Source organism: Burkholderia sp. MSMB0856 (genome assembly GCF_001524645.2).
GTDB classification, from domain to species: Bacteria; Pseudomonadota; Gammaproteobacteria; order Burkholderiales; family Burkholderiaceae; genus Burkholderia; species Burkholderia diffusa.
In genome coordinates this window covers 510,616-535,032 of record NZ_CP013429.1, presented here as the reverse complement: position 1 = coordinate 535,032, position 24,417 = coordinate 510,616, and the positions used below count along the sequence as shown (strand labels likewise).

Here is a 24,417-nt window from a genome sequence, read left to right as displayed (position 1 = left end):
TTGACCGATATGGCAGGGCGAAAACCGACAACCGAACAGAAAATGCCGCTGGCACAGCGGGATAACCGGGGTTCGCGCGCGATCAAGCGCGGCGACCTAGTGGCCGAGCAGATCAAGCGTCGGATCAACGACGGGCGGGCACGACCGGGGAAACGGCTCGACAAGGAAGCCGAGCTTCAGCAGCAGTTCAATGTCAGCCGAGGCTCGATTCGTGAGGCGCTCAAGGCGCTGGAAGTGCAAGGGCTCGTGAGCTTGAGCACCGGTCCGGACGGCGGGGCGACGATCACGCGTGTGCCGCTTGCCCGCGCGTTCCAGTCACTGCAGAACTATCTGTTTTTCGAGAACGTCACGCTCGAGGACATCTATGCGGTGCGTCGCACGCTGGAACCCATGGTAGCGGCGGGTGCGGTTCCCTATCTGAGCGACGCGGACTTCGGGGCGCTCGAGCGCAGCGTGTCGGTTTGCGAGCCGTTCGAAGCGCGTCACGAGGAGGCGCTCGGTCAGCGCCACGAAGACATTCACTTCCACGACGTGCTCGCCGCCGCGCACCCGAATGCGTTCCTTCGCAGCCTGTGTCAGATCATCAACCAGATGCTGCACACGCTGGTGATCGTGGCCGGAAACGTGACGCAACGGGACTATCAAGCATTCGGTCGCAACACCGTCGCGGCACACCGCGCGATTCTCGAGGCCGCGCGACGCCGGGATGCCGATGCGGTCGCGCAACTAATGACGGCGCACATGGACGAAGCCGAGGCGCAACTGCGCAAGGTTCACGCAGCGCTACAGCAGAAGCTGGTGCTCGATTCCGAGCTGGACCTGCGCACGGACCGCGCGCGCTCCGAATGAGTCGATTGCGGTCCGTTTGCGCGCGAGCACCATCAGGACGGGAATCAGGCAGATGTCGCGTCGGCGGCCGTGGTGGGCACGGAGAGCACACGAGTGAGCTCGGCAAACGGGGCGGGCCCAAACGCGCGTTCAAACATGTGGCTTGCCCACAGTACCAGTGCATCGGCATGACGGCCGCCTACAATTTGAATCCCGATGGGCAGGCGGGAGGCAGTCGTCCCGGCATAGAGGCTCGCCGCCGGCAGGCCTAACTGATTGCACCATGCCGTGAAATGCGGAAACAGCGCGCTGCTCGAATTCACCTCGGCAAGTGATGGCGCCACGTGCGCATACACCGGACAGATGACGAGGTCGTGCTGTTCGAAGAACGCGTTCACGGCAGCCCCCAGCTCGCCTCGTTCGATCAGCGCGCCTAGCAATGCTTCCCGCGAGATGCTGTTACCGGCTTGCGCATACGCCTGCAGCGACGGATCGAGTTCGGCCCAACGGTCGATCATGCCGTCCGTGAGTTGACGGCAGCAGGCACGCCAAAGGGTTGTGTGGACCGCATTGCATTGCGCGACGCCCGGGGGATCGGTGACCTGAACGTGCGCCCCCCATTCGCGAAACATCCCGGCAGCCCGTGTCACAGCATCGTGGATCGTTGCGTCGACGGCGACCGACAATCCGAGCGTAGGGCTACTGGCAACACGGATGCCGCCCGGCACGGGTTGGCATGGCAGCCCGCGCGCGTAGTCGGCGCCATCGAATGGCAACGCGTACCAGTCGCGGCTGTCCGGCCGGCTGATGATTGTCAGCGTCTGCGCGGCATCTTCCACGCAACGCGTCATGGGACCGACGTGGCTGAGCAGGCCAAACGGGCCGCGTGGCGCATGGGGCACACCCCCAAAGCTTGGCTTGAACCCGAAGGTGCCGGTAAAGGCGGAGGGAATACGAATGGAGCCGCCGCCGTCCGTGCCGATGGCAATCGGACCTATTCCGAGCGCGACGGCTGCTGCTGCGCCGCCGCTACTGCCGCCAGGTGTGCGGGACAAATCCCACGGATTGCGCGTGATGCCGGTCAGCGGACTGTCGGTGACAATCTTGTGCGCGAAATCGGGCAGGGTGGTTTTGCCGAAGCAGATCGCGCCAGCTTCGCGCAGGCGGGCCACGCAGGGGCTGTCAGATTGCATGGCCTCGGGCGCTGTGGCTCGGGATCCGAATCGCGTGGGCAGCCCCGCAATCGCGACGTTGTCCTTGATGCTGACCGGTATGCCATCGAGAGGACTTAGCGGCGCACCGCGCTTCCATCGCGATTCTGACGCGCGCGCGAGGTCGAGTGCGTCATCGGTGATCCGGCAGAACGCATTCACCGTCGGGCCGAGCGACTGGACGCGCGCGAGGGTCGCGTGTATGACGTCTACCGGCGACGTATGCCCAGCCGCATAGATTGCGCTTAGTTCGCGCGCTGTCAGGTCACAAAGATCGCTGCTCATCGTGCCTCTTATTAATCATCATTAATTAACGTTAGGCGCGATCGATGCGGCTGTCAAGTTAAGGGGAGCTCCGGAGGACAGGGAGGTTTTGCGGGTAAACGCTGGATGGTGGCATGTTGACGCCATACCTCGGTCAGCGTACATTTAATGATGATAAATAGTTGCTGGGCGCACTGATTTCGAGCCGAAGCGCAGTGTTCGCCGTGCGTTGTGCATTCCACGCCGCAAAGCGCCGGGCAGCGTGATGGGTGACGCATCAGTCGCGCGAACGCGCTCGACGCATGCGCGCGGATATCATGTCCATGGCGACAGTGTTGTAAGTGGCAAGTCCGATGGAAACGGGTTTGTGCGCAAGCGCGGCGGCGTTGGCAAGCATGCCGCGGAGTCGAGCAGTTTCCTCGGCAGAGGCGGTTTGCGAAGGTCAGCGCCAAACGACTGTTTTATGCCGTGCTGGCGTGCGTTATCGGAGTGAGGCGGAAAGGCGTCGAATCGACGCGCGCTTACATCATCTTGCTTTACGGCGGGGTTCAGCGCGTGAATTGGTCACCAACTTGATCGCTTCGTCGAGCAGGCGCTCGAGTGCTTCCTGTTGGGCCGGCGCGAGCGCAGACAATTTTTCGTGAATGCGCGTGGCCCGGTCCCCGGGCGTAGTGCCTGCTTCGGCGAGCAGATCCGCGAGTCGACAGTGTAGTAGCGCCGCGAGTTGAGCGAGCCGATCCAAGCTCGGCAGAACCTGTCCGCGTTCGATATGGGACAGCGACGCTTGAGCAATTCCGGCGGCTTCAGACAACTGCTCTTGCGTGAGCGCCATGCGCTTGCGTCTGTTTGCAATTGCTTTTCCGACGGTCTTGGCGAGTTCTCCGTCTTCAAAATCGTCAGCTGTCACCGACATCCCCACACGAAGTAGAGACGCGAGTGTGCTTTTCCACGAATACTTGCAGAAGGACTTTATACCTTATAATATGTGTAATACGTTATATTATCATGAGTTCCCCTTCGGGTCGGGTGAGCAGGCTGCCACCCCGACATAGGTTAGCGCGCGACCGCTGACCCGCATCTCTCCGCGCGTCGCTTGAGCGCCCAGGCGACGGAGAAGACTTCAATCGTTGTGCTAGGGCGGGCCTTTAAAGGCCCGAAGCAGCTGGCGTTGGGGCACGACGCGATGGGTTTGAAATCGACGAAAAAAGGCAAGTTTCGCAGGGAAAATAGACAGAAATTTTCAATTTCTTAATAAGGTAGGACTACGAATAATGATGGTATTCCTCAATATCCTGAGTTACGTCAGCATTCTGGCGCTGGTCGCGTTAGGCCTCGCGATCATCTTCGGCATGATGGATATCGTGAACCTCGCGCATGCCGAGTGGGTCACGATCGGCGCCTACACGCTGGCAGTAGCGCAATCATTGGGCGGGGCGCATGCGTTCTGGTTCGCATTGTTCGCGGCGCCAGCAGTGGGGGCGGTGCTCGGTTGGTGCCTTGAGCGCCTCGTGATCCGGCTCCTGTATGAACGACCGCTCGACACGCTGCTCGCGACCTACGCGGTCAGCCTGATCGTCCAGAAAGCCCTCCAACTCGTTTTCGGCACACATCCGATGCTGGTGTATGCGCCCATAAACGGGGCGATTCCCGTGCCGGGCGGTAGTTATCCAGCGTACCGGCTCTTCGTGATCGGCGTGGCGCTCGCAGTGACGGGAGGGTGCTGGCTGTTGTTCGCTCGCACGCGCTTTGGCACACAGCTGCGCGCGGTTATCCAGCATCAGGCGATGGCCGAGGCCGTCGGTATCGACACACGACGGCTCAACCGGCTCGCTTTCTGCGGGGGCGCCGCGCTCGCGTCACTCGCCGGTGTGCTGGTGGCGCCCATGGTTTCGGTGGAATCCCACCTCGGCGTTGCCTATCTCGCCAAGGCGTTCTTCGTGATCGTGTTGGGCGGTATCGGCTCGATTGCCGGGAGCCTGTTAGGTAGCGCCTTCGTCGGCACGGCAGAGACGCTGCTCAGCTATCGCGTGGATCCGTCGCTCGCCTCGGCGATCGTGCTGATCCTGTCCATCGTTCTGATCCGCTTCCGCCCACAGGGCCTGCTGCCCGGCTTCAGCGCCGCGCATCAGCTTCACGGTAAAGGTTAAGTCATGCTCCAACCATCTTTTGCACACGTGCGCCGCTGGTTGTGGCAGCCGGCAATGAGCATCGAAGACATCTCTCCGATGGCAGTCGGCATCGCGATCGTCGCTGCCGCGTTGATCCTGCCGTTTTGCATGGGACCATACCTGCTCTCGACCGTGCGCGACGCGCTGATCATGGGATTGCTCGCACTGAGCTATGACCTGCTGTGGGGCAGGGCGGGTGTGCTCACGCTTGGGCATACGACGTTTTTCGGGCTGGGCGCGTACGGCTTTGCGGTCGCCACCGTGCAGTTCGGACAGACGCCTGTCATCGGACTCATCGTTGGACTGTTCTGTGCGATGTCGGTGGCGGGTGTATCGGGCTACTTCTTGCTGTTCGCGGAGGTCCGGCTGCACTTCTTCGCCATTATCAGCATGGCCGTGCTGATCATCGTCCAGCAACTGGCGACGAGTTGGCAATCGATCACGGGCGGTGACACGGGCCTCCTCGGCATACCGGGACTGTCCTTTTCACTGATCGGGCACACGCTCGATTTGCGCGGAGCGGGTAGGGCCTGGTACGCGGTAGCAGCCGTGCTTGCCATGTTGCTCGTCACGATCTGGCTCGTGTGCCGCAGCCGATACGGCAAGGTTCTGTCGGCGATTGCTACCAACGAATGGCGCGCGAAAGCGTGCGGCTATCACACATCGGCGCACCTGCTGCTCGTGTTTACCGCGTCTGCGGGGCTTGCCGCAATCGCTGGTGTGCTGATGGCCACGTGTTCGGGCGTCGTAGCGCCGGACGTGTTCTCACCGATGCTGGCCACCGAAGCCATTCTCTGGGTCGCGATCGGTGGGCGCGGCACGCTCGGTGGTCCGGTACTCGTGGCGGTCGCGCTCACGCTGCTCAAGCAAACCGTATCGAGCGTCAGCACCGACGGATGGCCGCTGTTGCTCGGTGCGTTGTTCCTCGGCTGCGTGCTGCTCCTGCCGAACGGGGTCTGGCCTCGGGGTTTGATCATTGGCGTGCGGCGAATCGGTCGGAACCGCCTAGGGCGAACCGCTATGCAACGCGCCGAGCACGTAGAAGGAGGACGGTGATGAACGCACCATTGATGAAGGGCGAGAGGCTGCACCGCGCATTCGGCGGCATTCACGCAGTCGACAACGTCGACGTGACGATCGGCACGCGTGACCTGCTGTGCGTCATTGGCCCGAACGGTGCTGGCAAGAGCACGCTGGTCGGGCTGTTGTCCGGGGCGATCGCACCAGGCGCCGGAGAGTTGTATCTCGCCGGCGAGCCCGTGACGGGCCGGCCGATGCATCAGTTCTGCCGGCGTGGCGTGGTGCGCAAGTTCCAGGGCACCAACACGTTTCTGGCGATGAGCGTGCGCGAGAACCTCGTCGTCGCCGGCCTCGGCGTCGCGGCGTATCGGAACACGCCGATGCCGGATCCGGACGCGATCCTCGATGAGATCGGGCTGTCGGTCGAGGCAGCAGAGATCGCAATGCACTTGCCGCACGGCGAGCGACAGTGGCTGGAGATTGGCATGGCGATGATGTGCCAACCGGCGCTGCTGCTGCTCGACGAGCCCGCCGCCGGCCTGTCGGCCAATGATGCACAGCGGCTCGTGCGTTTGATCCACCGTTTGCGCGAGCGCTGCGCGGTACTGGCGATCGAGCACGATTTGAGCTTTGTCGAGGCGCTGCGGTGCGAGACATGGGTCATGCATCGCGGGCAGATCGTCCGCCAGGGCAGTTATGCCGACATCGCACGCGACGACGAAATCCGGCGCATCTATCTCGGTCAGGGGGCAGGCCATGTTGCACATTGAGAATCTGTCGGCCGGCTACGGCGATGTCGCAGTACTGCAGCAGATCGACCTCGAGGTTGGACCTAACGAAGTGGTCGGAGTGCTTGGCTGCAATGGCGCGGGCAAGACGACGCTGGTCAAGGCGATTATGGGCCTGCTGCCGCGCGTAAACGGCGATGTCTTGTTTCAGGGGCAGTCCATCACCGGTCTGCGCACCCATGCGATCGCCCGGCGCGGTATTGGATTGGTTCCGCAGGGGCGTTGGATCTTCCCCAAACTGACCGTGCGCGAAAACCTCATGATGGGCACGCAGGCTGTGGGTGGTGGGGCGATTCTCGACGAAGTGTTCGAGTATTTCCCCATTCTCAAGTCCCGACTCTCGCAGCACGGCGGCACGCTGTCCGGTGGCGAGCAACAGGTGCTCGCGATTGCCCGCGCGCTGTGCGGTCGGCCGAAACTGCTGTTGCTGGACGAACCGTCCGACGGTGTGCAGCCGAATCTGGTCGAGCTGATCGGCGAGGTCATCCCAACGTTGTGCCGCCGATCGCAGCTCGCGGTGCTGCTCGTCGAGCAGAACCTCGATCTCGTGCTGCGCAGCGCGCAGCGCTGCATCGTGCTCAAGAATGGACGAGTTGCCCATGCCGGCCGCATCGAGCCACGCAGCGGTTCGGCGGGGGCTCATCCGTTGGCGCAATACCTGTCGCCGGCCGCCGAGTCTGACACGTTTTCAATCTCTTCACCACATTCGACGCATTCCCACCTGGACCTCATCCGATGAAGACTACGATGAATCGTCGCGCCTTTACCCGAACCGCCTTATTCAGTGCCGTCGGCGCACTCACCACTTCTGCTATGCCGTCGTTGGTACGAGCCACCACGCCGCTCAGGATCGGCTTGCTCGCGCCTTTGAGCGGTCCGCTCACCCGCGTGGGCGAGACCAACCGCAACTGCGCGCAGTTGGCTGTCGACGAAATCAACGCCGCCGGTGGATTGCTGGGACGCCCGTTGCAACTGAGTGTCGAGGATACCCAGATGTCCACCGCCGTGACGCTGCAGAAGGCCCGGCAACTGTTGATGCGCGATGAGGTCGCGGCTCTGACCGGCATGGTGCTACCGTCCGAGCGCGAAGCAGCGTTGCAGGCCGCCAAGTCGGCTGGGCGGTTGGTGATCTACCCGAACTTCGACGAGGGGCGCTGCGATCCGAATCTGTTCACTACGGGCCTGACTGTCAACCAGCGCGTCGATCCACTGATCGATTGGCTGATGCGCAAGGGTGGTCGCACGGTCTGCGCGGTGGTCTCAGACATCGGCAGCAACCGCAAAGTGCTGGTGCCCGCGCTGCAGGCAGCGGTGAAGCGTTACAGCGGGCAGTTTCTCAACGTGTATTGGTTGCCATTCGGCACACGCGATTATGGTGCGGTGTTGCAGCAGATCGCAAGCCAGCGCCCACAGATCGTCTGGCACAGCATCGGCGACGACCCGGTCACCTTCGTCAAGCAGTACCGCTCGTTCGGCATGAAACCGCAACTGGTGACTGACATTGCACACGAGTCGCTGTCGATCGCGACCACGGGCGCGTCGACCGGGATCGTTGGCGTTTCCTCGTATTTCATGAGCGTCGACAACCCGGAGAACCGGGACTTTCTCGCGCGCTACACGGCGCATGAAGCTGGCCCACACGACCCTCGGTTAGGGCAGTTGGCCGTGGTGCTCCCGCACGGCGAATGCACGTATGCCGGACTTCGCCTGTTTGCAGCGGCTGTCAAGGCGGCCGGCAGCGTCGACGTTGCCCGCGTGAAAGTCGCGCTGCCGGGTGTTTCGTTGAATCTACCGCGGGGGAAGGCGGGCGTGAGCCAGGACGGCGACCATATGTTGTGCCAAACCCGTATCGGCAGGGCACTGTCGGACAATAGTTTCGCGGTGTTGGACTCGGCCGGACCGATTTCACCGCAGTGCGAGGGATAGGCATGAAGTAATCAAACACGTTTTAATTTCTCTAGATTATTAAGGAATCCATATGAATGACGTACTGGGAATGAACGTCGAGCAGCTCATGGTCGGCTACCGGCGCCGCTCGTTCTCGCCTGTCGAGGTTACTTGCGCGGTTCTGGACCAGGTCGCGCTCGTCAATCCCCTTGTCAACGGCGTGTGCAACCTCGACGAGGACAGCGCGCTGGCCGCCGCACGCGAGTCGGAGCAACGCTGGATGCGCGGGGAGCCATGCGGATTGCTGGATGGCGTGCCGGTCTCCGTCAAGGACCTCGTCGCCGTGCGCGGACTGCCGACCCGATATGGATCGCTCACGTCACTCAGCGCGCCGGAGGCCGATGATGCACCCGCGGTCGCGCGACTGCGACAGGCCGGCGCGCTGCTGTTCGGCAAAACCACGACCTCAGAGTTTGGCAACAAGATCGTCACGGACAGCCCGCTCACCGGCATTACCCGTAACCCGTGGGATCGGCGTCTCACGTCCGGCGGGAGCAGCGGCGGATCAGCTGTAGCGGTTGCGCTCGGCATGGGACCGTTGTCGCTGGCCACCGATGGCGGTGGGTCGATCCGCGTCCCAGCATGCTGGAGCGGGGTGGTCGGAATGAAACCGTCGTTCAACCGGGTGCCAGCTGGCGCGGCGGTGAGTTGGACTCACCTGTCGACGCTCGGTCCGATCGCGCGTTGCGTAAGCGACGCGGCGCTGATGCTGACCGTGATGTCCCGCCAGAGCGATGCACGAAGTCTTGCTTCTGCTTGTCCCGATCTGCGCATCGGTCTGGATGATGGCATCGCCGGATTGCGCATTGCCTATTGCCCGGCGCCTGCGGGTGTGCAGGTTGAGCCTGACATCACCGTGAGTGTCCGTCAGGCGGTGGGCCTGTTCGACGCGCTCGGGGCACAGGTCGAGGAAACGGATGTGAAGCCGCTGGACGGCTATCTGGAGAGTCGCATGCACGCAATCCAGTGGGCGGTCTTCTTTGCGCAAAGGGCCCGGCAGCTTCCTCCCTCAGCGCGGCCGCAGCTCGATCCGGATGTGTCTGCGTTGGCTGAAGCGGGCGATAGCGTCCTCACTTCGACCTTCGTCGATGCGCTTCAGGCGCGCCACGCGCTCACGGTCGCGATGGCCGCGTTTTTTGAAGACTACGACTTGCTGCTCACGCCGACATTCCATTGTGCCCCACCGCTCGCGGAGGGGCGCCCCGAGCACTCGCGCATGGCGCCGCCGTTGACGTCGTGGTGCAACCAGACTGGGTTGCCGGCGGCGAGCGTGCCGTGTGGTTTGCCTGGCGGATTACCGACGGGCCTACAGATCATCGGGCCGTCGGGCGGCGATGCGCTGGTGCTGCGCGCGGCACGGGCGTACGAGTGCGCACGTGGTCCGTTTCCGGCTCCGCCAGAAGCAATGCAAGGCCAGACTGAGGTCGTAGAGGTGCGGATATGAATCCGCCCGTCACCAAAATCGTCGTTTACCTCCTCGAGCGGCGTGCCGAACTGCAAATACAGGTCGATCCGCCGCATCGGCAAGTCGTGGCGGCGGCGGTTCTGCGGCTCGACGACTGGCACGCGGACGGGCGGACTGTGGCGCTTGAGTCGCTCTATGAACTGGGCGCTGAACTCGGCACGTTGCTCACAGGCCGCGCGCGATGGGCGCTGGATGTCGCGCCGTCGGCAGTTCAGGCCTACGGCAAGGCAGCGCTCGTGGGCAGCGCGGTACCGCTCGAATGTGCGGCGGCGCTCTTGCATCCCCGCATGGGAAGGGCCATGCGCGAAAGCTTGCCAGGCGCGACGTCGTTGATTCCGTCGGTGACCAAGCGTGCGGCGCCGGGCGCGTGTGTGGACATTCCGCTCCACGGCTGCACCGACATGTGGAGCTTTGACCACTTTGACACGGTCTCGCTGACGCTCGCCGATGCGCCAGCGCCGAACGAGATCGTAGTGGCGATCGCGCTGGCCGACAGCGGTAGACCGCTCGCGCGTGTGCGACCGGACTGAACAATGTCGATGCCAAGACGGCACGACACGAACAAACAATCACAAAGACGAAGGAGACATCATGCAGATAAGAACATTTCGGGGAAGCGTGGCTAAGTTGGCTGTAACGTTGGGCGTGTGCACCGGTGCCGGGATCGCACATGCGCAATCATCGGTCTCGCTGTATGGGCTAGCGGACGCATTCATTGGCGAAGTGCATCCTGCTGGTGCAGCCGGCAACGCGTGGCAAGTCGGCTCTGGCGGGATGACGACTTCGTATTGGGGGATGTCCGGTACGGAGGATCTGGGCGGGGGGATGAAGGCCGTCTTCACGCTCGAGAGCTTTTATCGTATCAACGGCGGTCAGGCCGGTTCGTTTCCCGGACAGTCATTTTTTGGGCGAAATGCCTTCGTTGGTCTGAGCGGTCATTTCGGAGAGTTGACGCTGGGGCGCAATACCGCGCCACTGTTCGTGTCGACGCTGCTGTTCAATCCGTTCGGCAATTCGTTCGTCTTCTCGCCGATTGTCGTCCATAGTTTCCTTGGCTCGGGCATGGGTGCTGCGTCGCTCCAGAGCGACACGGCGATCGACAATTCGCTCCTTTATCAGACTCCCGAGGTTGCCGGTCTGTCCGGAAGCCTGCTGTACAGCAACGCTGACGTTGCCGGCCATGCCGGGCAGGCCAACTACAGCGCGAACGTGTTGTACTTTGCCGGTCCCTTTTCCGCGACGGCCGCCGTGCAGAGTTTGCACACGGCATCGCTGTTTCTCAACGGTGCCACTTCTCAGACCGCATGGATGGTCGGTGGCGCGTATCGGTTGCGTTTGGTCAAGCTGTTCGCCCAGTACGAGCGCGTGGACAACAACAATCACGTCACGGACGATACGGTGCAGTTTGGCGCAAGTGTTCGGATAGGGTTAGGAAGCGTACTGATGTCGTGGGCGGGAACGCGGCGGCGACCGTCGGTCGGAGATCATCTTCGTTGGTCGACGCTCGCGCTCGGCTACGACTACCCGTTGTCGAAGCGGACCGATGTGTATGCAGCTTGGCGTTATGACACGATCACGGGTGTGTCGACTGGCAATAGTGTAGGCGCCGGGATGCGGGTCAAGTTCTAAGTTGCGCCGCTTCGTTGCAGCAGAACGCGGCCGGGCCGGTATCCAACTTCGGCTGCGTTGCGCACGCATCGATTCGACAGAGCACGGTTCGCTCTGCCTCGACGTGAGGCTCGCGGTATCATGTCCCAACATCATCACGAACACTTCATGGCTCATGGTTTTGCCGATAGCCCGACGCGCGGGACGCAAGCCGCGTACCAAAGGCGACCTTCTGCCGTTGCCGACCGCGAAGGTCCGAGCGCTGTCCCTCGAAAATCATATGGCACTGGCCGCTGTAAGGGCTGGTCACGGGGGAGAAGAGCAAATTAGTTGTCTGCTACGGGTCGTCTATCTCGCATTCTATATGCGCAACGAGACCGGAGCGGATTTGAACCTGTACCGGCAAGCCGAGGCCGCTTTGGAGGCCTGCATTGCACGTGCGGAGCAGGGCGCTGCCTGGTTGTTGCTCGATCGCGAGCAGTCCACGATCGAGCAGATGTTGGTCGTCCATGACGAGCAGTTGGCGGCGGTATCGATGCACAGGTACTGCACCGCATGGGAAGACCTTCAACGATTCATGACCGGACAGATCCGGTCACCCATTCCGACGTCGGGCGCGGCGCCGTGAAGCCAAACAGCTTACCGTAAGCGCATCCTGAGATCATCCTTTCAGCCGCCGCGTGACCAATACCACATCGGTCACTGTGGAAAGGTCGTATCGAAACGCGATGGCGTTGCCAGGCTTCGATGCGACGGATCACGAGCATGTCGCGTGCAATCTCTGGAGAGACACCATTTTTAACCGACGGAATGTCCCGTCGGTACGACGGGTTTGGTATCTCATCATCCTTGCTGCTTGAATGCCTTTCAGTTCCGGCCATGTTCGTGCCGGATATGGAGGGCTTATCATGTCTTGGAATGATGATGGAACGCGAACGATCTTGCGCCGCCGACAAGTCGAGCGGTGCACGGGCCTATCGAGATCGACAATCTATAAGCGCATGCGGGACGGAACGTTTCCGCCCGCCATTCCGCTTGGTGGACGAATGGTAGGGTGGCGGGCGACCGATATCGAACAATTCCTGGCCGATCCGTCGCGATATCGAGCATCCCAGGCGCACGAGACGGAAGACAGGGGAGATGGCGGTGAAGCACGATGAGCAATCGCCGTCACTCGATGAGCGTCTTCGCAATTGGGGGCAGTCGAATCGCGGCGCGTACGATCCCGGCGATGCCGAACGTGTAACCCGGGCGTGGCGAACGCTGCAGCCACGACATCGGGAGGTTCTGCGGATGGTCTACCTCTGGCATGCGAGTCGGGAGGTCGTGTGTCGACGACTGAAGATTGTTCGCCATCCACGTCATCTGTTCGATTTCGAACTCCGTGCTGCGCGGTCCGCGCTTGCCCGCGCCCTTGAGGAAGGCAAGTTCACACAGTAGCGTTCGCGGAATGAATGTTCGGCGAGTTCAGTTGCATAGGCGCTCATGCAGAGCGAAGCGCAGGCGCATCGCGATGGTGAGTCGTGGACAAGATCACGTTCTTGCCGAACAAAAAATAAATATAGGAACAGCAAGGAATATTGCGGCGCGACTGGGAACGAAATGCGTTCTGTTGGCGAGCGTCGGCGCTTGAATCGCCGTGACGGCTGACCTACAGTGAAGCCAACAATCTGATCCGGTCAACGTGCGTAGCACGACCGAGTACGCGTTAGCGGCCCCGATGCATCGATGTCTGTGAAAGGTGTGCCGTAGCACACATGAGAAAGCCTGCGATTGGTTCGCAATCGCAGGCTTTTTGTTTGCTGGTTGGGTTTCAAGATTCCCCGTTGAACCCGCGGTGGTCTTTGTGACGCCGCGGGTTCTCTTTTTCATGGACGGCCGTCGACGCTCGGAGCTCATCCGAGGAAAGACGGTCATGAAATCGCTTCTAGTGGCTTCGGCCCATGGTGGTACAGGCAGAACGACGTTCGTGTGTCAGTTCGCCCATTATCTTCGTCTGGTACGTGGATGCCGGGTGTTGGTGCTTGATCTAGCCGAGCCGGCATGCAGTGCCATTTCGCTCACACGCGGCACCTGCGCGCGCATGACGAAGTGCCCGTCATCCAATGTTCGGCGCGATCGACTGTCTGACACGGCCAGACCGTACATTGGGGTGCTCGCCGCAGCCACCATCGCCGGCATTGCGTATCGAGACGATCCGGTCGGCGCGCGTTGTTACGCCAACTTGCGACACTTGTTGTCCCAGGTCGACGCATTGTTCGACATCTGTCTGATCGATAGTTCACCGTGGCCTGATTTGCGTGCCGTATGCGCGGCAGCGCTCGCGGATGCGCTGATCAGTCCAGTTACGTTGTCACCAGACGCGCTGGAGCCGATCGTTGATTTTGTCAACGGCGACAAGGGCGTGCGCGATGTACGCGCGCGCCTCAATCCGTCGCTCTGCTTTATCGGCATCGTGCCCAACTGCATCGAGCCGACCTCGCAGCAGACTCGGCATGGTTGGTTCGAGGTGCCCATGGGCGCATGGCTGGTTCCGCATGATCAAAGTCCAACAGGCCATCTGTTGCTGCCTCGGCTCGACGTCATTCCGCGGGCGCAGGCATGTGGGATATCGGTAGCGGAACTTGTCCAGGGCGATGTGAATGTTCATCGCGAATGGATGGCCATGAGCGCGTGTTTCGATGTGATCGCTCGACGACTCGATGCCATACGCGAGGCCCCGTTGCAGTCTGAATGGAGCGAGGCGTGTCATGTGTAAGTTCACGTCGATTCCGAATATACGTCGAACTGTGCGGTTCGGTGTGGTTTCGCTTGCCGTCGTGCTTGGCACGTTCATGGCGTGGCCCGATGTGACGCATGCGGACGATTGGGGCTGTCAGGTGATGTTGTGTCTGTCTAATCCGGGTGGCCCGGAGCAGTACGCGGAATGCGAACCGCCAATCGAAAGCTCATGGGACGCGCTGCGACACGGTGATCCGTTTCCAACATGCGATTTCGCTACAGGTGGTGCGCGAGGCGGATCGGCGACCAACACGTTCGCCGACGCCAGCTATTGCCGAGAACCCATGTTGTACTGGGCCGGGTCGGAGCAGAGCGAACGTATGTGCCAGGCAATTGGTGCGATCAACGCCAAGGTCGACTATCAACTCGATGATCGTGTCTGGCGGCGTGTCGGAAACCAGAGACCGACGGTCACGAAATTCTATGGCGCTGGCAGCGCACCGTCGACCTATGACCTTGCAAGTTCGACAGCGGATCACCTGCAGCAGGTCAATCGACTTGGTTGGAGGAATCGATGATGTCGCTCGATTTCTTGTCCATCGCGCAACGCTGTGCGCCGCAGATCGACCCGACCACGATGGCGGCGATCGTGCGGACCGAATCTGGATTCAATCCCTACGCGATTGGCGTCGTACACGGTCGGTTGCGTCGACAGCCATTGAGTGCCGCCGAAGCGGTCGCGACAGCACGTGCGTTGGAGGAGACCGGCTGGAACTTCAGCGTCGGACTCGCGCAGGTGAATCGGGAGAATTGGCCGGCCTACGGCATGACCCCCGAGAACGCGTTTGAGCCGTGCCGCAACTTGGCAGCCGGGGCGGCGATCCTCCACCGTTGTTTTAGCGCGGCGGCGAAGGCCAGCGAGTTCCGTGTACTGACCGATCATCAATCTGATGTCCAAGCCGCGCTGCGCGCGGGCCTGTCCTGCTATGCGAGCGGTAATTTCTCGACTGGCTACCGGACGGGCTACGTACAGCATGTCGTCGAGAACGCCGCGACGCTGAAGTCTTCCGTACCGGAGATCGTGCCTATTCCGGTCTTACCGATCGGTTCTGTGCCGCCTATCCGTTCATCACGCTCTCGACTTTTGATTCAGCAGCCATCGCGAGGGGATTACGACGGAGTGAATGCGGTGTCGCCCGCTGCGGATCCGGAGCGCGAACCGGACGCGAGTGCAGTGGTGTTCTAGCTCTTCATTTTAGGAATCAGGTGGTGATCAATCGACGCGGAGCCAGACATGTACTCAGGAATGCGATGCAATAAATGGTTGATCGATGTGTGGATGGTGAAACTGCTATCCGGGCGAAGAACGGCTCGCGCAATCGCTCTGGCCGCTTCGTCCCTGATGTTCGTTGTTCCGGCATGGGCGCAACTCTCTCAGGTCAATGCGCTGCTGAACATGATCCAGACAACACTGTTGAGCGTCGGCGGCGTGATCTGTTCGATTTCCATTATCTGGGCGGGATTTCGAATGATGTTTCAGCACGCCCGGTTCGGTGATATCGCGAATGTGTTTATCGGCGGCCCGTTCGTCGGTTGCGCGACGGTCATCGCCGGCATGTTGATCCCGACGAGTTGATCCGGGCGGCGCCGAACCATGCACGCACTCAAAGATCCCGTCTTCAAAGGCTGCACCCGTCCCGCGATGCTGTGGGGGGTGCCGCTGGTTCCGTTCCTGATGATCGGCGGCGGCATGCTGATTCCGGCAATCTGGGCACTGCTGGCCAGTCCGCTGCTGGGCGTCGCGATCCTCTTTCTGATGATTCCCGTGTTCGTCGCGATGCGGTGGATCACGCGCCATGACGACCAGCGGCTCGCGCAGCACGGGCGACGCGTTCGTATGGCGCTGTGCCAGCGCAATCGCCGCTTCTGGGGCGTGCATGCCTATGTGCCGGTGCGCCTGAAGAGGAGGGCGTGAGATGGCGGGAAAGATGCCCATCGTGTCCGTCGCGAACCGGGAAGTGCCGCTTGCCGGCTATATCCCGTACTCGACACATGTGACCGACCACATTATCAAGACGCGCGAAGGCGACTACGTGCAAATCTGGAAGATCGCCGGCATCGCCTTTGAGGCGGCCGCTCCCGCCGACATCCTCGCGCGGCATGACGGGTTCAACCAGTTCGTGCGTGGACTCGCGGGCGGCCATGTGTCGCTGTGGTCGCATCGTTTGCGTCGGCGGGTGTCGGACCAGTTTTCGAGCCAGTACCGCAATCGCTTTTGCGAGGAGCTGGCGACACGCTACTACGGGAGCTTTTCGGGCTACCGGATGATGGCCAACGAGTTGTATCTGACGGTGGTCTACCGGCCAAACCGCACGCGACTGGGACGTGTCTTCAGCCGTGCGGCGCGCCGCACGCGCGACGATATCCGACGCGATCAGATCGACGCATTGAAGGTCATGACGGAGCTCGCCGCTCAGGTTGAATCCAGCCTCAAACCGTACGAGCCGATTGCGCTTGGCGTTTATCGCCGGCCCAGCCCCGTCGGGAGGACCTCGCGTCGCTATTCGTCAGCGCTGGAACTGCTCGGCTATCTGATCAACGGGGTCTGGGAGCGTGAGCCTGTGCCCACCGGCTCGATTCGCGAGGCACTGCCGATTTCGCGGCTGTTTGTCGGTACCGAGAAAGTCGAGATTCGCATGCCGACTAAAACGCGCTTCGCGGCGATGCTCGACCTCAAGGATTATCCGGAAGACACCGAACCAGGCATGCTCAATGGCTTGCTGTACGGCGACTTCGAGTATATCGAGACGCAGAGCTTTACGATCCTGGACAAACCCACAGGGAAGGAAGCGCTGGAGCGGCAGCGCAATCAGCTCATCGCCGGCGAAGATGTCGCTGTGTCCCAGGTCGAAGCGCTTGACCAGGCGCTCGATGAGCTGATCAACGGGAATTTCGTTCTCGGCGAGTACCACTATTCGCTGGCGGTGCTCGGTGACACGCTGGACGAAGTGTCACGAGGCATCGCCAAAGCCCGTACGCAACTGGCCGATGCCGGCTTCCAGACGGCACTGATCGACCTGGTGGCTGATGCGGCGTGGTTCGCGCAACTGCCGGCCAACTGGCGCTATCGGCCGCGCGAGGTAAAGCTCACGTCGCGCAATTTTTGTGGCCTTGCGAGTCTGCACAACTTCGCGACCGGCAAACGCGACGGTAATCCGTGGGGCGAGGCGATCACGATCGTCAAGACGCCCAGCGGCCAGCCGCTCTATCTGAACTTCCACGCGACACCGGACAAGCAAGACTCGCTCGACGAGAAGGCGCTTGCCAACACCCAGATCATCGGCCGAGCCGGCGCGGGCAAGACGGTGCTCGAGCTATTCCTGCTGGCCATGGCGACCAAGTATGGCATCACAGCCGTGCTGTTTGACAAGGACCGCGGCACGGAGATCGCGATTCGTGCGATGGGTGGGACCTATACGGTATTCCGCCGCGGTGAACCAACTGGGCTGAATCCGTTCCAGATGGCGCCGGATGAACTGGTGATCGACTTTTGGGAGCGCCTTGTGCGCAAACTCGTCGACATTGGCGCGCCGCTGTCGGCGAAGGACGAACTCGACATCTCGCGTGCTGTTCGCGAGGTCGCGCGTATGGATAAACCGCTGCGCCGCCTGTCGATGGTACGGCAGCTTTTGCCGAACGTCGGTGAAAACAGCTTGCACGCGCGACTGTCGAAATGGTGTGCGGGCGGGCGCCTGGGTTGGGTGTTGGACAATCCGGCCGATCGCATCGATCTGGCGCACGCGGACCTGTTTGGTTTCGACGATACCGAGCTGCTGGACGATACCGAGGTGTCGACGCCCGTCACGATGTACCTGCTGCATCGGACCGAGCACTTGATTGATGGTCGACGCTTCATTTACGTGATGACCGAATTCTGGAAGCGGCTCAGCGATCCGGTCTTTACCGATTTTGCCAAAAACAAGCAGAAGACGATCCGCAAACAAAACGGGCTTGGGATTTTCGACACTCAGTCGCCGGCCGATGTGTTGCGTAGTGACATCGCGAGTGCGCTGATCGAGCAGAGCGCGACATTCTTCTTCCTGCCGAATCCGCGTGCCGACTACGACGATTACGTGCATGGCTTCAAGCTGACCGAAGCGGAATTCAATATCGTGCGCAACCTGGGCGAGAGCAGCCGCCTGTTCCTCGTCAAGCAAGGCCATCGCTCCGCGATCGGCCGGCTCGATCTCGCCGGGCTCGGCGATGTGCTCGATGTGCTCTCTGGCACGACCGACAACGTGGAATTGCTCGACACGATCCGCGCTCAGGTCGGCGACGCACCGCACGATTGGCTACCCGTATTCCACGACGAGCTCGCAAAGCGCCGCGCGGCGCAGGTCGGAGCGCGACCGTCTTCAAAGCCAGGTCCGGGAGGTGCGTGATGAGCGGCCTCTTTACCGCCGTGGGTGGCACCCTTGAAAACGGCATGTCGAGCTACGTGACGAATGTGTCGTCGGCGCTTTCCGGGACACTCGTGCCCGTTGCGACCACGGCCGTGACGATCTGGGTGCTGGCCTATGGTCTCGCGGTGGTACGCGGCGAGGCCCACGAGGCCGTGCCTGCCTTTGCCTGGCGAGGGTTGAAAGTGGCGATCACGCTGGCGTTCGCGCTGAGCGCCGGGATCTACCAGCAGCACGTCGTCGGTGCGGTCAACGGTGCAACGGCTGGGCTGGCACAGACAATCCAGAATGCGGCGAACACGACGGGTGGGGGTAATCCGGGATGCGGTTCGACCAATGGCAGTAGTGTAACAGCACAGGCTGCTGCGACCAGCATTTATGAGACGCTCGACTGCTACGACCAGCAGGTTGACCTCGTGATGGACGCCTACTTCAACAAGGCGACGCACGAGGGGATCAGCCCGAGCGGTCTGGCCGCCGCGATGGGGGATTTCCTCTGCGGCCTGATTGCCGCGCTCGGTGGCTCGATCTTTTTGATTGTCCTGGCATTCGAGGTGGTGATGGCGAGGATGCTGCTCGAACTTGTGCTCGGACTGGGCCCGATCTTCATCGCGTGCGGGGCATTTGCGCCGACCGCGCGGTTTTTCGAAGCGTGGACCGCGAAGCTTGCCAATTACGCGTTGCTGCAGGTCCTTGTCGCAGCGTTCCTCGGTATGGCGCTCACAGCGTTCTCGGCCGAGCTCACCTCGCTCCATGCGACGAGCAGTTCACCCGGTGCCGACTCGTCAGCCCTGATGCAAGCGATTTCCGCCTCCCTTGACGATGCCGCTCCGGCCGCCGCCGCGATTGGCATGTTTGCGACCGGCGTGTTCCTCGCGATGGTCGGCTGGCAGTTGCCATCTGTTGCGGCTGGCCTGTCTGGTGGCGCAACCCTATCGGGTTTTGGGGCGTTTGCAGCCGGCATGGCGTCGCGAAGTCTCATCACGGCGCTCGGCCGGGTGCTCGTCCGTAACGGACAAGGACCGCGCTCCGGTGGTGAGATTCGCGACCTGACCGGTTTAGGCGGCGGATCGAGTGGTGGATCGGGCGGCGGTGCAGTGCCGGCTTACCAGCGCGTTGCGCGCGCGAATTTGGGCCAGCAGAACAGTTGAGAGGGAGGTGACGACCATGAACGGACGAAGCAGATGGTTGCGTGCCGTATGCATGTGGGCGGCGTGGTGCGCCGGCGCTCACGCGCAAGGGATCCCAGTCTATGACGCGCAGAACGTGGTGCAGGCCATTGCCACTGTCGGTCAGCTCAAGCAGCAGGTGCAGCAGGAAATCCAGATCTACCAGTCGACGGTCGGTACACGCGGCTTCGGTGCGCTGCTGAGTAATCCGGTCGTCGCCAACTCGTTGCCATCGAACTGGCAGGGCGTCTATACCGCCATCCAGAACGGTGGTTACGCGGGCCTGACCGGCAGCGCGCAGGCGTTGCGCTCGGCCAGTCAGATTTACAACTGCGAGGATCAGACCGGAATCGATCGACAGCTGTGCCAGCGCGCGCTCAACAAGCCCTACCAGGATAAGGCGTTTGGCCTGCAGGCATACCAGACCGAGTTGCAGGAGCTGAACCAGATCCAGAGCTTGGCGCAACAGATCAATGCGACGCAGGATCCGAAGGGCGTGGCCGAGTTACAGGCGCGCATTCAAACGGAATCGACAGCGGTCGGCAACGAGATGACGAAGCTGCAACTCTTCCGGATGCTGGCCGAGACCGAGGACAAGCTCGTGGCCGAACAGCGGAGCGAGTTGGTATTGAGCCGAGCGGGCAGGACCAACCGGCCACAGGACCGTATGGCGCCTGCGTCATTCGGAAACTGAGGTGACGCCATGTTCAAGCTGAGCTCACTGACGTTGGCCGGGTGCCTCGCCTGGAGTCTGGCCGCTTGCAGCAGCGGGCCACCGAAACCCGTGTTGCCGGACGGTTTGCATCGCGTGCCGATCAATCGCGTGCCGCCCGTCCCGGACTGGCCAATGGCGGTGCCCACCGCTCCGAACCAGCCGGCATCGTCGGATGTCGGAGACCGATCATGAACGCGTCGCACGACTATGGCCGCGTGCTCGACATCGAGGCGTCGCTGACTGACCTCCAGGAGCGCTCTGAACGACGTGCGTGGTATGTCGCGTATGCGGCGGTCGGTGTCGCGGTGTTTTGTGCCATTGCGCTTGCGGTGATGGTGCCGTTCTATCGCGTGGTCCCCTTGCCGATCGAGGTCGATCGTCTGACGGGCGAATCCCAGGTGATCGACGTGCTCGACGCGCGCCATGTGCACACAAAGGAAATCCAGGACAAGCACTGGGTCGAGAACTATGTGCGAGCCCGCGAGCGCTACGACTGGGGACTGCTGCAGATGGACTATGACAGCGTGCTCGCGATGAGCGATGACGCCGTCGCCCGCGATTATCGCGGTATTTACAGCGGTCCGTCCGCACTGGACCAGCAGTTAGGAGCGGGTATCGAACGGCGCGTTCGGATTCTTTCGATCACGCTGCCACCCGACGAACCGGGCCATGCGGTCGTGCATGTCGAGCGCACGTCGTTCAAGAACGGCGAGGCTCATGCCGAGCCTGCGCAGCGTTTCGTGATCACGCTGGCTTATACCTACCGACCGCCGGTGTTCACGCGCGAGAGCGTGGCGATCGCCAATCCGTTCGGCTTCAAGGTCACCGCCTATAGCCGCGATGCGGAATACACGCCGCCAGCGTCATCAGCAGGAGGCACACCATGAAAGCGCTTCCTTTGAGAGCTGTGCTGGTAAGCATGTTGTTCGCAGGTGCAGTGCAGGCTGTCAATCTCCCCGGATGGAATGAAGACTCGCGTGTCCGCCAGGTGATCTATCGAGCGGATGACGTGGTGCGCGTCGAGGCCCAGCGTGGCTTCGCGACGCACATTGCGTTGGGGCCACACGAGCATATTCAGGTGGTCGCACCCGGAGATCGGGATGGCTGGCAGGTGGTGGCGAGCAAGGGCGATCATGATGTGTACCTGAAGCCGCAGCTTGCCGCACACGACTCGAATCTCGAAATCCGCACCGATCGTCACAGCTACAGCTTCGATCTGGTCGTGCTTCCGCTCAAGTCGAAATTCGGCAATGGCCGTGTGATGTATCGCGTGACGTTCGTCTATCTTGACGAGTTGGCCAAGCAAGCACAGGGGAATTCGGATGTCGAACTGGTCGCGAAACGTCTTGCGCAGCCAGTAGTCGTGCGTAACGCACAATATTCGATGCAGGTCATGCCGAACTCCGACGATATCGCACCGACCGCGGCATGGGATGACGGACGCTTTACTTATTTGCGCATTCCGAAAAATCGACGCATGCCGGCGATTTTTCGCGTGGCAGACGACGGCACGGAGAGCGTCGTCGACAAGCACATCGACGGCGACACGATCGTCGTGCACGAGGTGGCGAAGCGTTTCGTGTTGCGGCTGGCAGGAGAGGTCGTTGGAATCTGGAACGCCGCTTACGACATGGACGGCGTACCGCCCCGTGACGGCACGACGGTCAATGGGGTGAAGCGCGTGCTGCGGAGCCATCGTGATGAATGACGATAACCCGCGCAATGCGATCGAGCCCGACGATGCCGCTGGCCCGCAGTCTGGACATGACCAGAACGAGGGGACATCAAGTATTTCCGCAGATCGCGGTATGCCGGAACTGGGGCAATACCGCGGTGCTCGTCCGCGCGCCTGGTGGCTCACGCCCGTCGGGATCGTATTGGTCGTCGGCATCGGCGCAGTGTGGACCGTGCATGGTTTCCTCGCGCGGCACGATGCCGAAGCGAAGGCGCGGCGCGATGCGATGGCGGGCACATCTTCTCAGGGACGCCTGTTCAAGGAGCTGCCCGCGTCGTCGGCTGGTGGCCCAGCTTCGGCGCCGGTACCCGCAAGCCCGATTGCCGTCCTTCCCGCGTCCACGGCGGGGGCACTCGCGCCTGCTCGTACCGTACGCGCTGCAGTACCTCGCAGCTACTACGACGCGCCGTTGCTCGAAACGGTCGGTAGACAGGGTTCAGCGGGTGGTAAGCCCGGCGTGCCTGAGTCGGATGGGGGGACGGACGCAACTTCCTCAGCTGCAGCAGGTGTCACGAGGGCCGCAGGCGCGTTCGCTCCACGGTCGGGGCAAGCTGGCGGCTCACTCGCTCAGGCGCTGACGCCGAGCGTTACACCGCGAGTTCAGGCGGGAACGCTCGGCAATCGAAGTCTGGTGCTCGCGCAAGGCGCCAAGATCGACTGCGTGGGTGACACGGCGTTCGACTCGACGGAGGCTGGCCTGTCGACCTGTACCGTGAGCAAGAACGTGTATTCCGACGATGGCAGCGTCGTGCTGATAGAACGGGGTTCGCAGATCAACAGCCAGTACCGTTCGAACCTGTCCCCGGGCCAGAAGCGGGTGTTCGTGCTGTCGGCCCGCATCAAGACGCCCTACGGCGTCACGGTCGAAATCGACTCGCCGGCGGCCGATGCGCTCGGCCGAATGGGTATTGACGGTTACGTGGACAACCACTGGCGCGAGCGCTTCGGCGCGGCGCTGCTGCTCGGCTCAGTTCAGGACGCAATCGGCTATCTGTCTACACGCGGCGGTAATACCAACGGCTCGGTGGTGTTCCAGAGCACGCAACAGCAGGGTAACGACATGGCCACGCGCGTGCTTGATAGCACGATCAATATTCCGCCGACGCTCACCCAGAACCAGGGTGCGGAGTTCACGATTGTGATTGCCCGCGATCTGGACTTCGGATCGGTGTATGCCCTGCAGCCGGAGGGGATGCGATGACGATTCGCACACACGGGCAGGATTCGTCACGTGACCCCGAACTGGTTCGACTGCCGGAGGACGCATCGGTTCGTGAACTGATGCGTCCATTTGCGCTGCTGCTCGACGATCCCGACGTGACAGAGCTGGTGATCAATCGGCCACAGCGTGCTTTGACCGAGGACTCGCTCGGCTGGCATGGCCATGATTGCGAGGATCTTGACTTTGACCGGTTGATGTCGTTCGCCGTAGCAGTGGCCACGCTGACCCACCAGGAAATATCGTCTCAGTATCCGGTCCTTTCAGCGCTGCTGCCGAATGACGCACGTATCCAGATCGTGGTGCCACCGGTCGTGCCGCAGCGAACGGTGTCGGTCACGATCCGTCGTCCGTCCTCCGACGAAAAGACGCTCGATGCGTGTCGTGACGAGGGGTTGTTCGACGAGACGGTATGGCGCCGGCCAGACAGACTCGATTCAGCGTTGTCGGCATTGCGAGCCGACGATCGCGAGCTTATCGAAACCCTGGACGCGCACGACTGGAGCGCCTTCTTCGATCACGCTGTCAGGGGCCGACTCAATATCGCTGTGGTCGGCAATACAGGGTCTGGGAAGACCAGTTTCATGAAGACCTTGTGCCGTTCGATTCCGGCCACCGAGCGGATCGTGACGATCGAGGACGTTCGCGAGTTGTTCATCCGGCATATCGAGAACTGCGTGCATTTGCAGTACAGCAAGGGTGGGCACGGACACGCACGCGTAACACCCGCAGATCTGATCGCGAGTGCAATGCGCATGCGTCCGGACCGTGTGCTGCTGGCTGAGCTACGCGGTGCCGAAGCCTACGACTTCCTGAAGCTCCTGACGACTGGGCATGCGGGTTCGATTACGAGCTATCACGCCCCCAATGCGGCCGTCGCAATCGAGCGTTTCGCGCTGATGGCGAAGGAACACCCGGAGGCTGTCGCCTGGGACGATGCCGCGCTCAAGAGGCTGCTGTTCCTGACCGTCGATGTTGTTGCGCACATGGAGTCACGCCCGATATTCAATGCGATGGGTGAACAGATCGGTAGGCGCTGGGGCATGACTGAAGTCTGGTTCGATCCGGTGCGTAAGGCGCGCACCGCATTCGTGTAGGG

25 protein-coding genes are annotated in these 24,417 nt (G+C 61.8%); 23 read left to right on the top strand and 2 right to left on the bottom strand.

Features of this window, described 5'->3' with window-relative positions:
• Nucleotides 1-9: 9 nt before the first annotated feature.
• Nucleotides 10-849 carry a FadR/GntR family transcriptional regulator gene (locus WS87_RS31195; RefSeq protein WP_059815445.1) on the top strand — a complete coding sequence of 280 codons (840 nt, stop codon included), beginning with the start codon at nucleotides 10-12 and terminating at the stop codon, nucleotides 847-849.
• Nucleotides 850-893: 44 nt separating this feature from the next.
• Here WS87_RS31195 and WS87_RS31190 read toward each other — a convergent pair whose 3' ends face one another.
• Together WS87_RS31190 and WS87_RS31185 are read right to left on the bottom strand one after the other, a co-directional pair.
• Complete coding sequence (locus tag WS87_RS31190) at nucleotides 894-2,324, bottom strand: amidase family protein (RefSeq protein ID WP_059815409.1); 1,431 nt, start codon at nucleotides 2,322-2,324, stop codon at nucleotides 894-896.
• A gap of 505 nt (nucleotides 2,325-2,829) precedes the next feature.
• Nucleotides 2,830-3,216, bottom strand: a complete 387-nt coding sequence (locus WS87_RS31185; RefSeq protein ID WP_059815406.1) for a helix-turn-helix domain-containing protein — start codon at nucleotides 3,214-3,216, stop codon at nucleotides 2,830-2,832.
• A 358-nt stretch (nucleotides 3,217-3,574) separates the two neighbouring features.
• Here WS87_RS31185 and WS87_RS31180 point away from each other — a divergent pair, with 358 nt between their 5' ends.
• The 22 genes from WS87_RS31180 to virB11 all read left to right on the top strand — a co-directional run bounded on the left by WS87_RS31180 (nucleotide 3,575) and on the right by virB11 (nucleotide 24,415).
• The gene (locus tag WS87_RS31180) at nucleotides 3,575-4,450 is read left to right on the top strand and encodes a branched-chain amino acid ABC transporter permease (RefSeq protein WP_059815403.1); all 876 of its coding nucleotides are present in this window, start codon (nucleotides 3,575-3,577) and stop codon (nucleotides 4,448-4,450) included.
• 3 nt (nucleotides 4,451-4,453) lie between these two features.
• On the top strand, nucleotides 4,454-5,527 hold the full coding sequence (locus WS87_RS31175; protein ID WP_059815400.1) for a branched-chain amino acid ABC transporter permease: 1,074 nt from the start codon (nucleotides 4,454-4,456) through the stop codon (nucleotides 5,525-5,527).
• Nucleotides 5,527-6,261, top strand: coding sequence for an ABC transporter ATP-binding protein (locus tag WS87_RS31170; RefSeq protein WP_059815398.1), 735 nt, complete (start codon nucleotides 5,527-5,529; stop codon nucleotides 6,259-6,261). Before WS87_RS31175 ends, WS87_RS31170 begins: the two co-directional genes overlap by 1 nt.
• Nucleotides 6,248-7,018, top strand: a complete 771-nt coding sequence (locus tag WS87_RS31165; RefSeq protein WP_059815395.1) for an ABC transporter ATP-binding protein — start codon at nucleotides 6,248-6,250, stop codon at nucleotides 7,016-7,018. The genes WS87_RS31170 and WS87_RS31165 overlap by 14 nt, the downstream gene beginning before the upstream one ends.
• 8 nt (nucleotides 7,019-7,026) lie before the next feature.
• Nucleotides 7,027-8,205, top strand: a complete 1,179-nt coding sequence (locus WS87_RS31160) for an ABC transporter substrate-binding protein (protein WP_059815441.1) — start codon at nucleotides 7,027-7,029, stop codon at nucleotides 8,203-8,205.
• Nucleotides 8,206-8,257: 52 nt separating this feature from the next.
• The gene (locus WS87_RS31155; protein WP_059815392.1) at nucleotides 8,258-9,670 is read left to right on the top strand and encodes an amidase family protein; all 1,413 of its coding nucleotides are present in this window, start codon (nucleotides 8,258-8,260) and stop codon (nucleotides 9,668-9,670) included.
• The gene (locus tag WS87_RS31150) at nucleotides 9,667-10,221 is read left to right on the top strand and encodes an amino acid synthesis family protein (protein ID WP_059815389.1); all 555 of its coding nucleotides are present in this window, start codon (nucleotides 9,667-9,669) and stop codon (nucleotides 10,219-10,221) included. The genes WS87_RS31155 and WS87_RS31150 overlap by 4 nt, the downstream gene beginning before the upstream one ends.
• Before the next feature lie 61 nt (nucleotides 10,222-10,282).
• Complete coding sequence (locus tag WS87_RS31145; protein ID WP_059815385.1) at nucleotides 10,283-11,320, top strand: porin; 1,038 nt, start codon at nucleotides 10,283-10,285, stop codon at nucleotides 11,318-11,320.
• A gap of 154 nt (nucleotides 11,321-11,474) precedes the next feature.
• Nucleotides 11,475-11,927 (top strand): hypothetical protein, encoded by a 453-nt coding sequence (locus WS87_RS31140; RefSeq protein ID WP_059815381.1) that lies wholly within the window; start codon nucleotides 11,475-11,477, stop codon nucleotides 11,925-11,927.
• Between the two features lie 280 nt (nucleotides 11,928-12,207).
• Nucleotides 12,208-12,459: a helix-turn-helix transcriptional regulator gene (locus tag WS87_RS31135; protein WP_081052594.1), complete on the top strand. Its 252-nt coding sequence runs from the start codon at nucleotides 12,208-12,210 to the stop codon at nucleotides 12,457-12,459.
• Nucleotides 12,460-13,214: 755 nt separating this feature from the next.
• On the top strand, nucleotides 13,215-14,057 hold the full coding sequence (locus WS87_RS31125; RefSeq protein WP_159085727.1) for a ParA family protein: 843 nt from the start codon (nucleotides 13,215-13,217) through the stop codon (nucleotides 14,055-14,057).
• A complete protein-coding gene (locus WS87_RS31120) occupies nucleotides 14,050-14,598 on the top strand; it encodes a hypothetical protein (protein WP_082750546.1) in 549 nt (182 codons plus the stop codon). The genes WS87_RS31125 and WS87_RS31120 overlap by 8 nt, the downstream gene beginning before the upstream one ends.
• A complete protein-coding gene (locus tag WS87_RS31115) occupies nucleotides 14,598-15,266 on the top strand; it encodes a lytic transglycosylase domain-containing protein (RefSeq protein ID WP_059815438.1) in 669 nt (222 codons plus the stop codon). The genes WS87_RS31120 and WS87_RS31115 overlap by 1 nt, the downstream gene beginning before the upstream one ends.
• Nucleotides 15,267-15,314: 48 nt before the next feature.
• Nucleotides 15,315-15,656 carry a TrbC/VirB2 family protein gene (locus WS87_RS31110; RefSeq protein WP_059815374.1) on the top strand — a complete coding sequence of 114 codons (342 nt, stop codon included), beginning with the start codon at nucleotides 15,315-15,317 and terminating at the stop codon, nucleotides 15,654-15,656.
• Nucleotides 15,657-15,674: 18 nt separating this feature from the next.
• Nucleotides 15,675-15,995 (top strand): type IV secretion system protein VirB3, encoded by a 321-nt coding sequence (locus tag WS87_RS31105; protein ID WP_059493347.1) that lies wholly within the window; start codon nucleotides 15,675-15,677, stop codon nucleotides 15,993-15,995.
• Between the two features lies 1 nt (nucleotide 15,996).
• Nucleotides 15,997-18,462, top strand: coding sequence for a VirB4 family type IV secretion/conjugal transfer ATPase (locus WS87_RS31100; protein WP_059815371.1), 2,466 nt, complete (start codon nucleotides 15,997-15,999; stop codon nucleotides 18,460-18,462).
• Nucleotides 18,462-19,631 (top strand): type IV secretion system protein, encoded by a 1,170-nt coding sequence (locus WS87_RS31095; RefSeq protein WP_059815369.1) that lies wholly within the window; start codon nucleotides 18,462-18,464, stop codon nucleotides 19,629-19,631. The genes WS87_RS31100 and WS87_RS31095 overlap by 1 nt, the downstream gene beginning before the upstream one ends.
• A gap of 16 nt (nucleotides 19,632-19,647) precedes the next feature.
• Entirely contained in the window at nucleotides 19,648-20,343 is a 696-nt protein-coding gene (virB5, locus tag WS87_RS31090) for a P-type DNA transfer protein VirB5 (protein WP_059815366.1), read from the top strand.
• Between the two features lie 209 nt (nucleotides 20,344-20,552).
• Complete coding sequence (locus WS87_RS31080; RefSeq protein ID WP_059676217.1) at nucleotides 20,553-21,251, top strand: virB8 family protein; 699 nt, start codon at nucleotides 20,553-20,555, stop codon at nucleotides 21,249-21,251.
• Nucleotides 21,248-22,072 (top strand): TrbG/VirB9 family P-type conjugative transfer protein, encoded by an 825-nt coding sequence (locus tag WS87_RS31075; protein WP_059815363.1) that lies wholly within the window; start codon nucleotides 21,248-21,250, stop codon nucleotides 22,070-22,072. Before WS87_RS31080 ends, WS87_RS31075 begins: the two co-directional genes overlap by 4 nt.
• Nucleotides 22,065-23,300 carry a type IV secretion system protein VirB10 gene (gene virB10 / locus WS87_RS31070; RefSeq protein ID WP_059815358.1) on the top strand — a complete coding sequence of 412 codons (1,236 nt, stop codon included), beginning with the start codon at nucleotides 22,065-22,067 and terminating at the stop codon, nucleotides 23,298-23,300. Before WS87_RS31075 ends, virB10 begins: the two co-directional genes overlap by 8 nt.
• Nucleotides 23,297-24,415 (top strand): P-type DNA transfer ATPase VirB11, encoded by a 1,119-nt coding sequence (gene virB11 / locus WS87_RS31065; protein ID WP_059815354.1) that lies wholly within the window; start codon nucleotides 23,297-23,299, stop codon nucleotides 24,413-24,415. Before virB10 ends, virB11 begins: the two co-directional genes overlap by 4 nt.
• The last annotated feature ends 2 nt before the right edge of the window (nucleotides 24,416-24,417 follow it).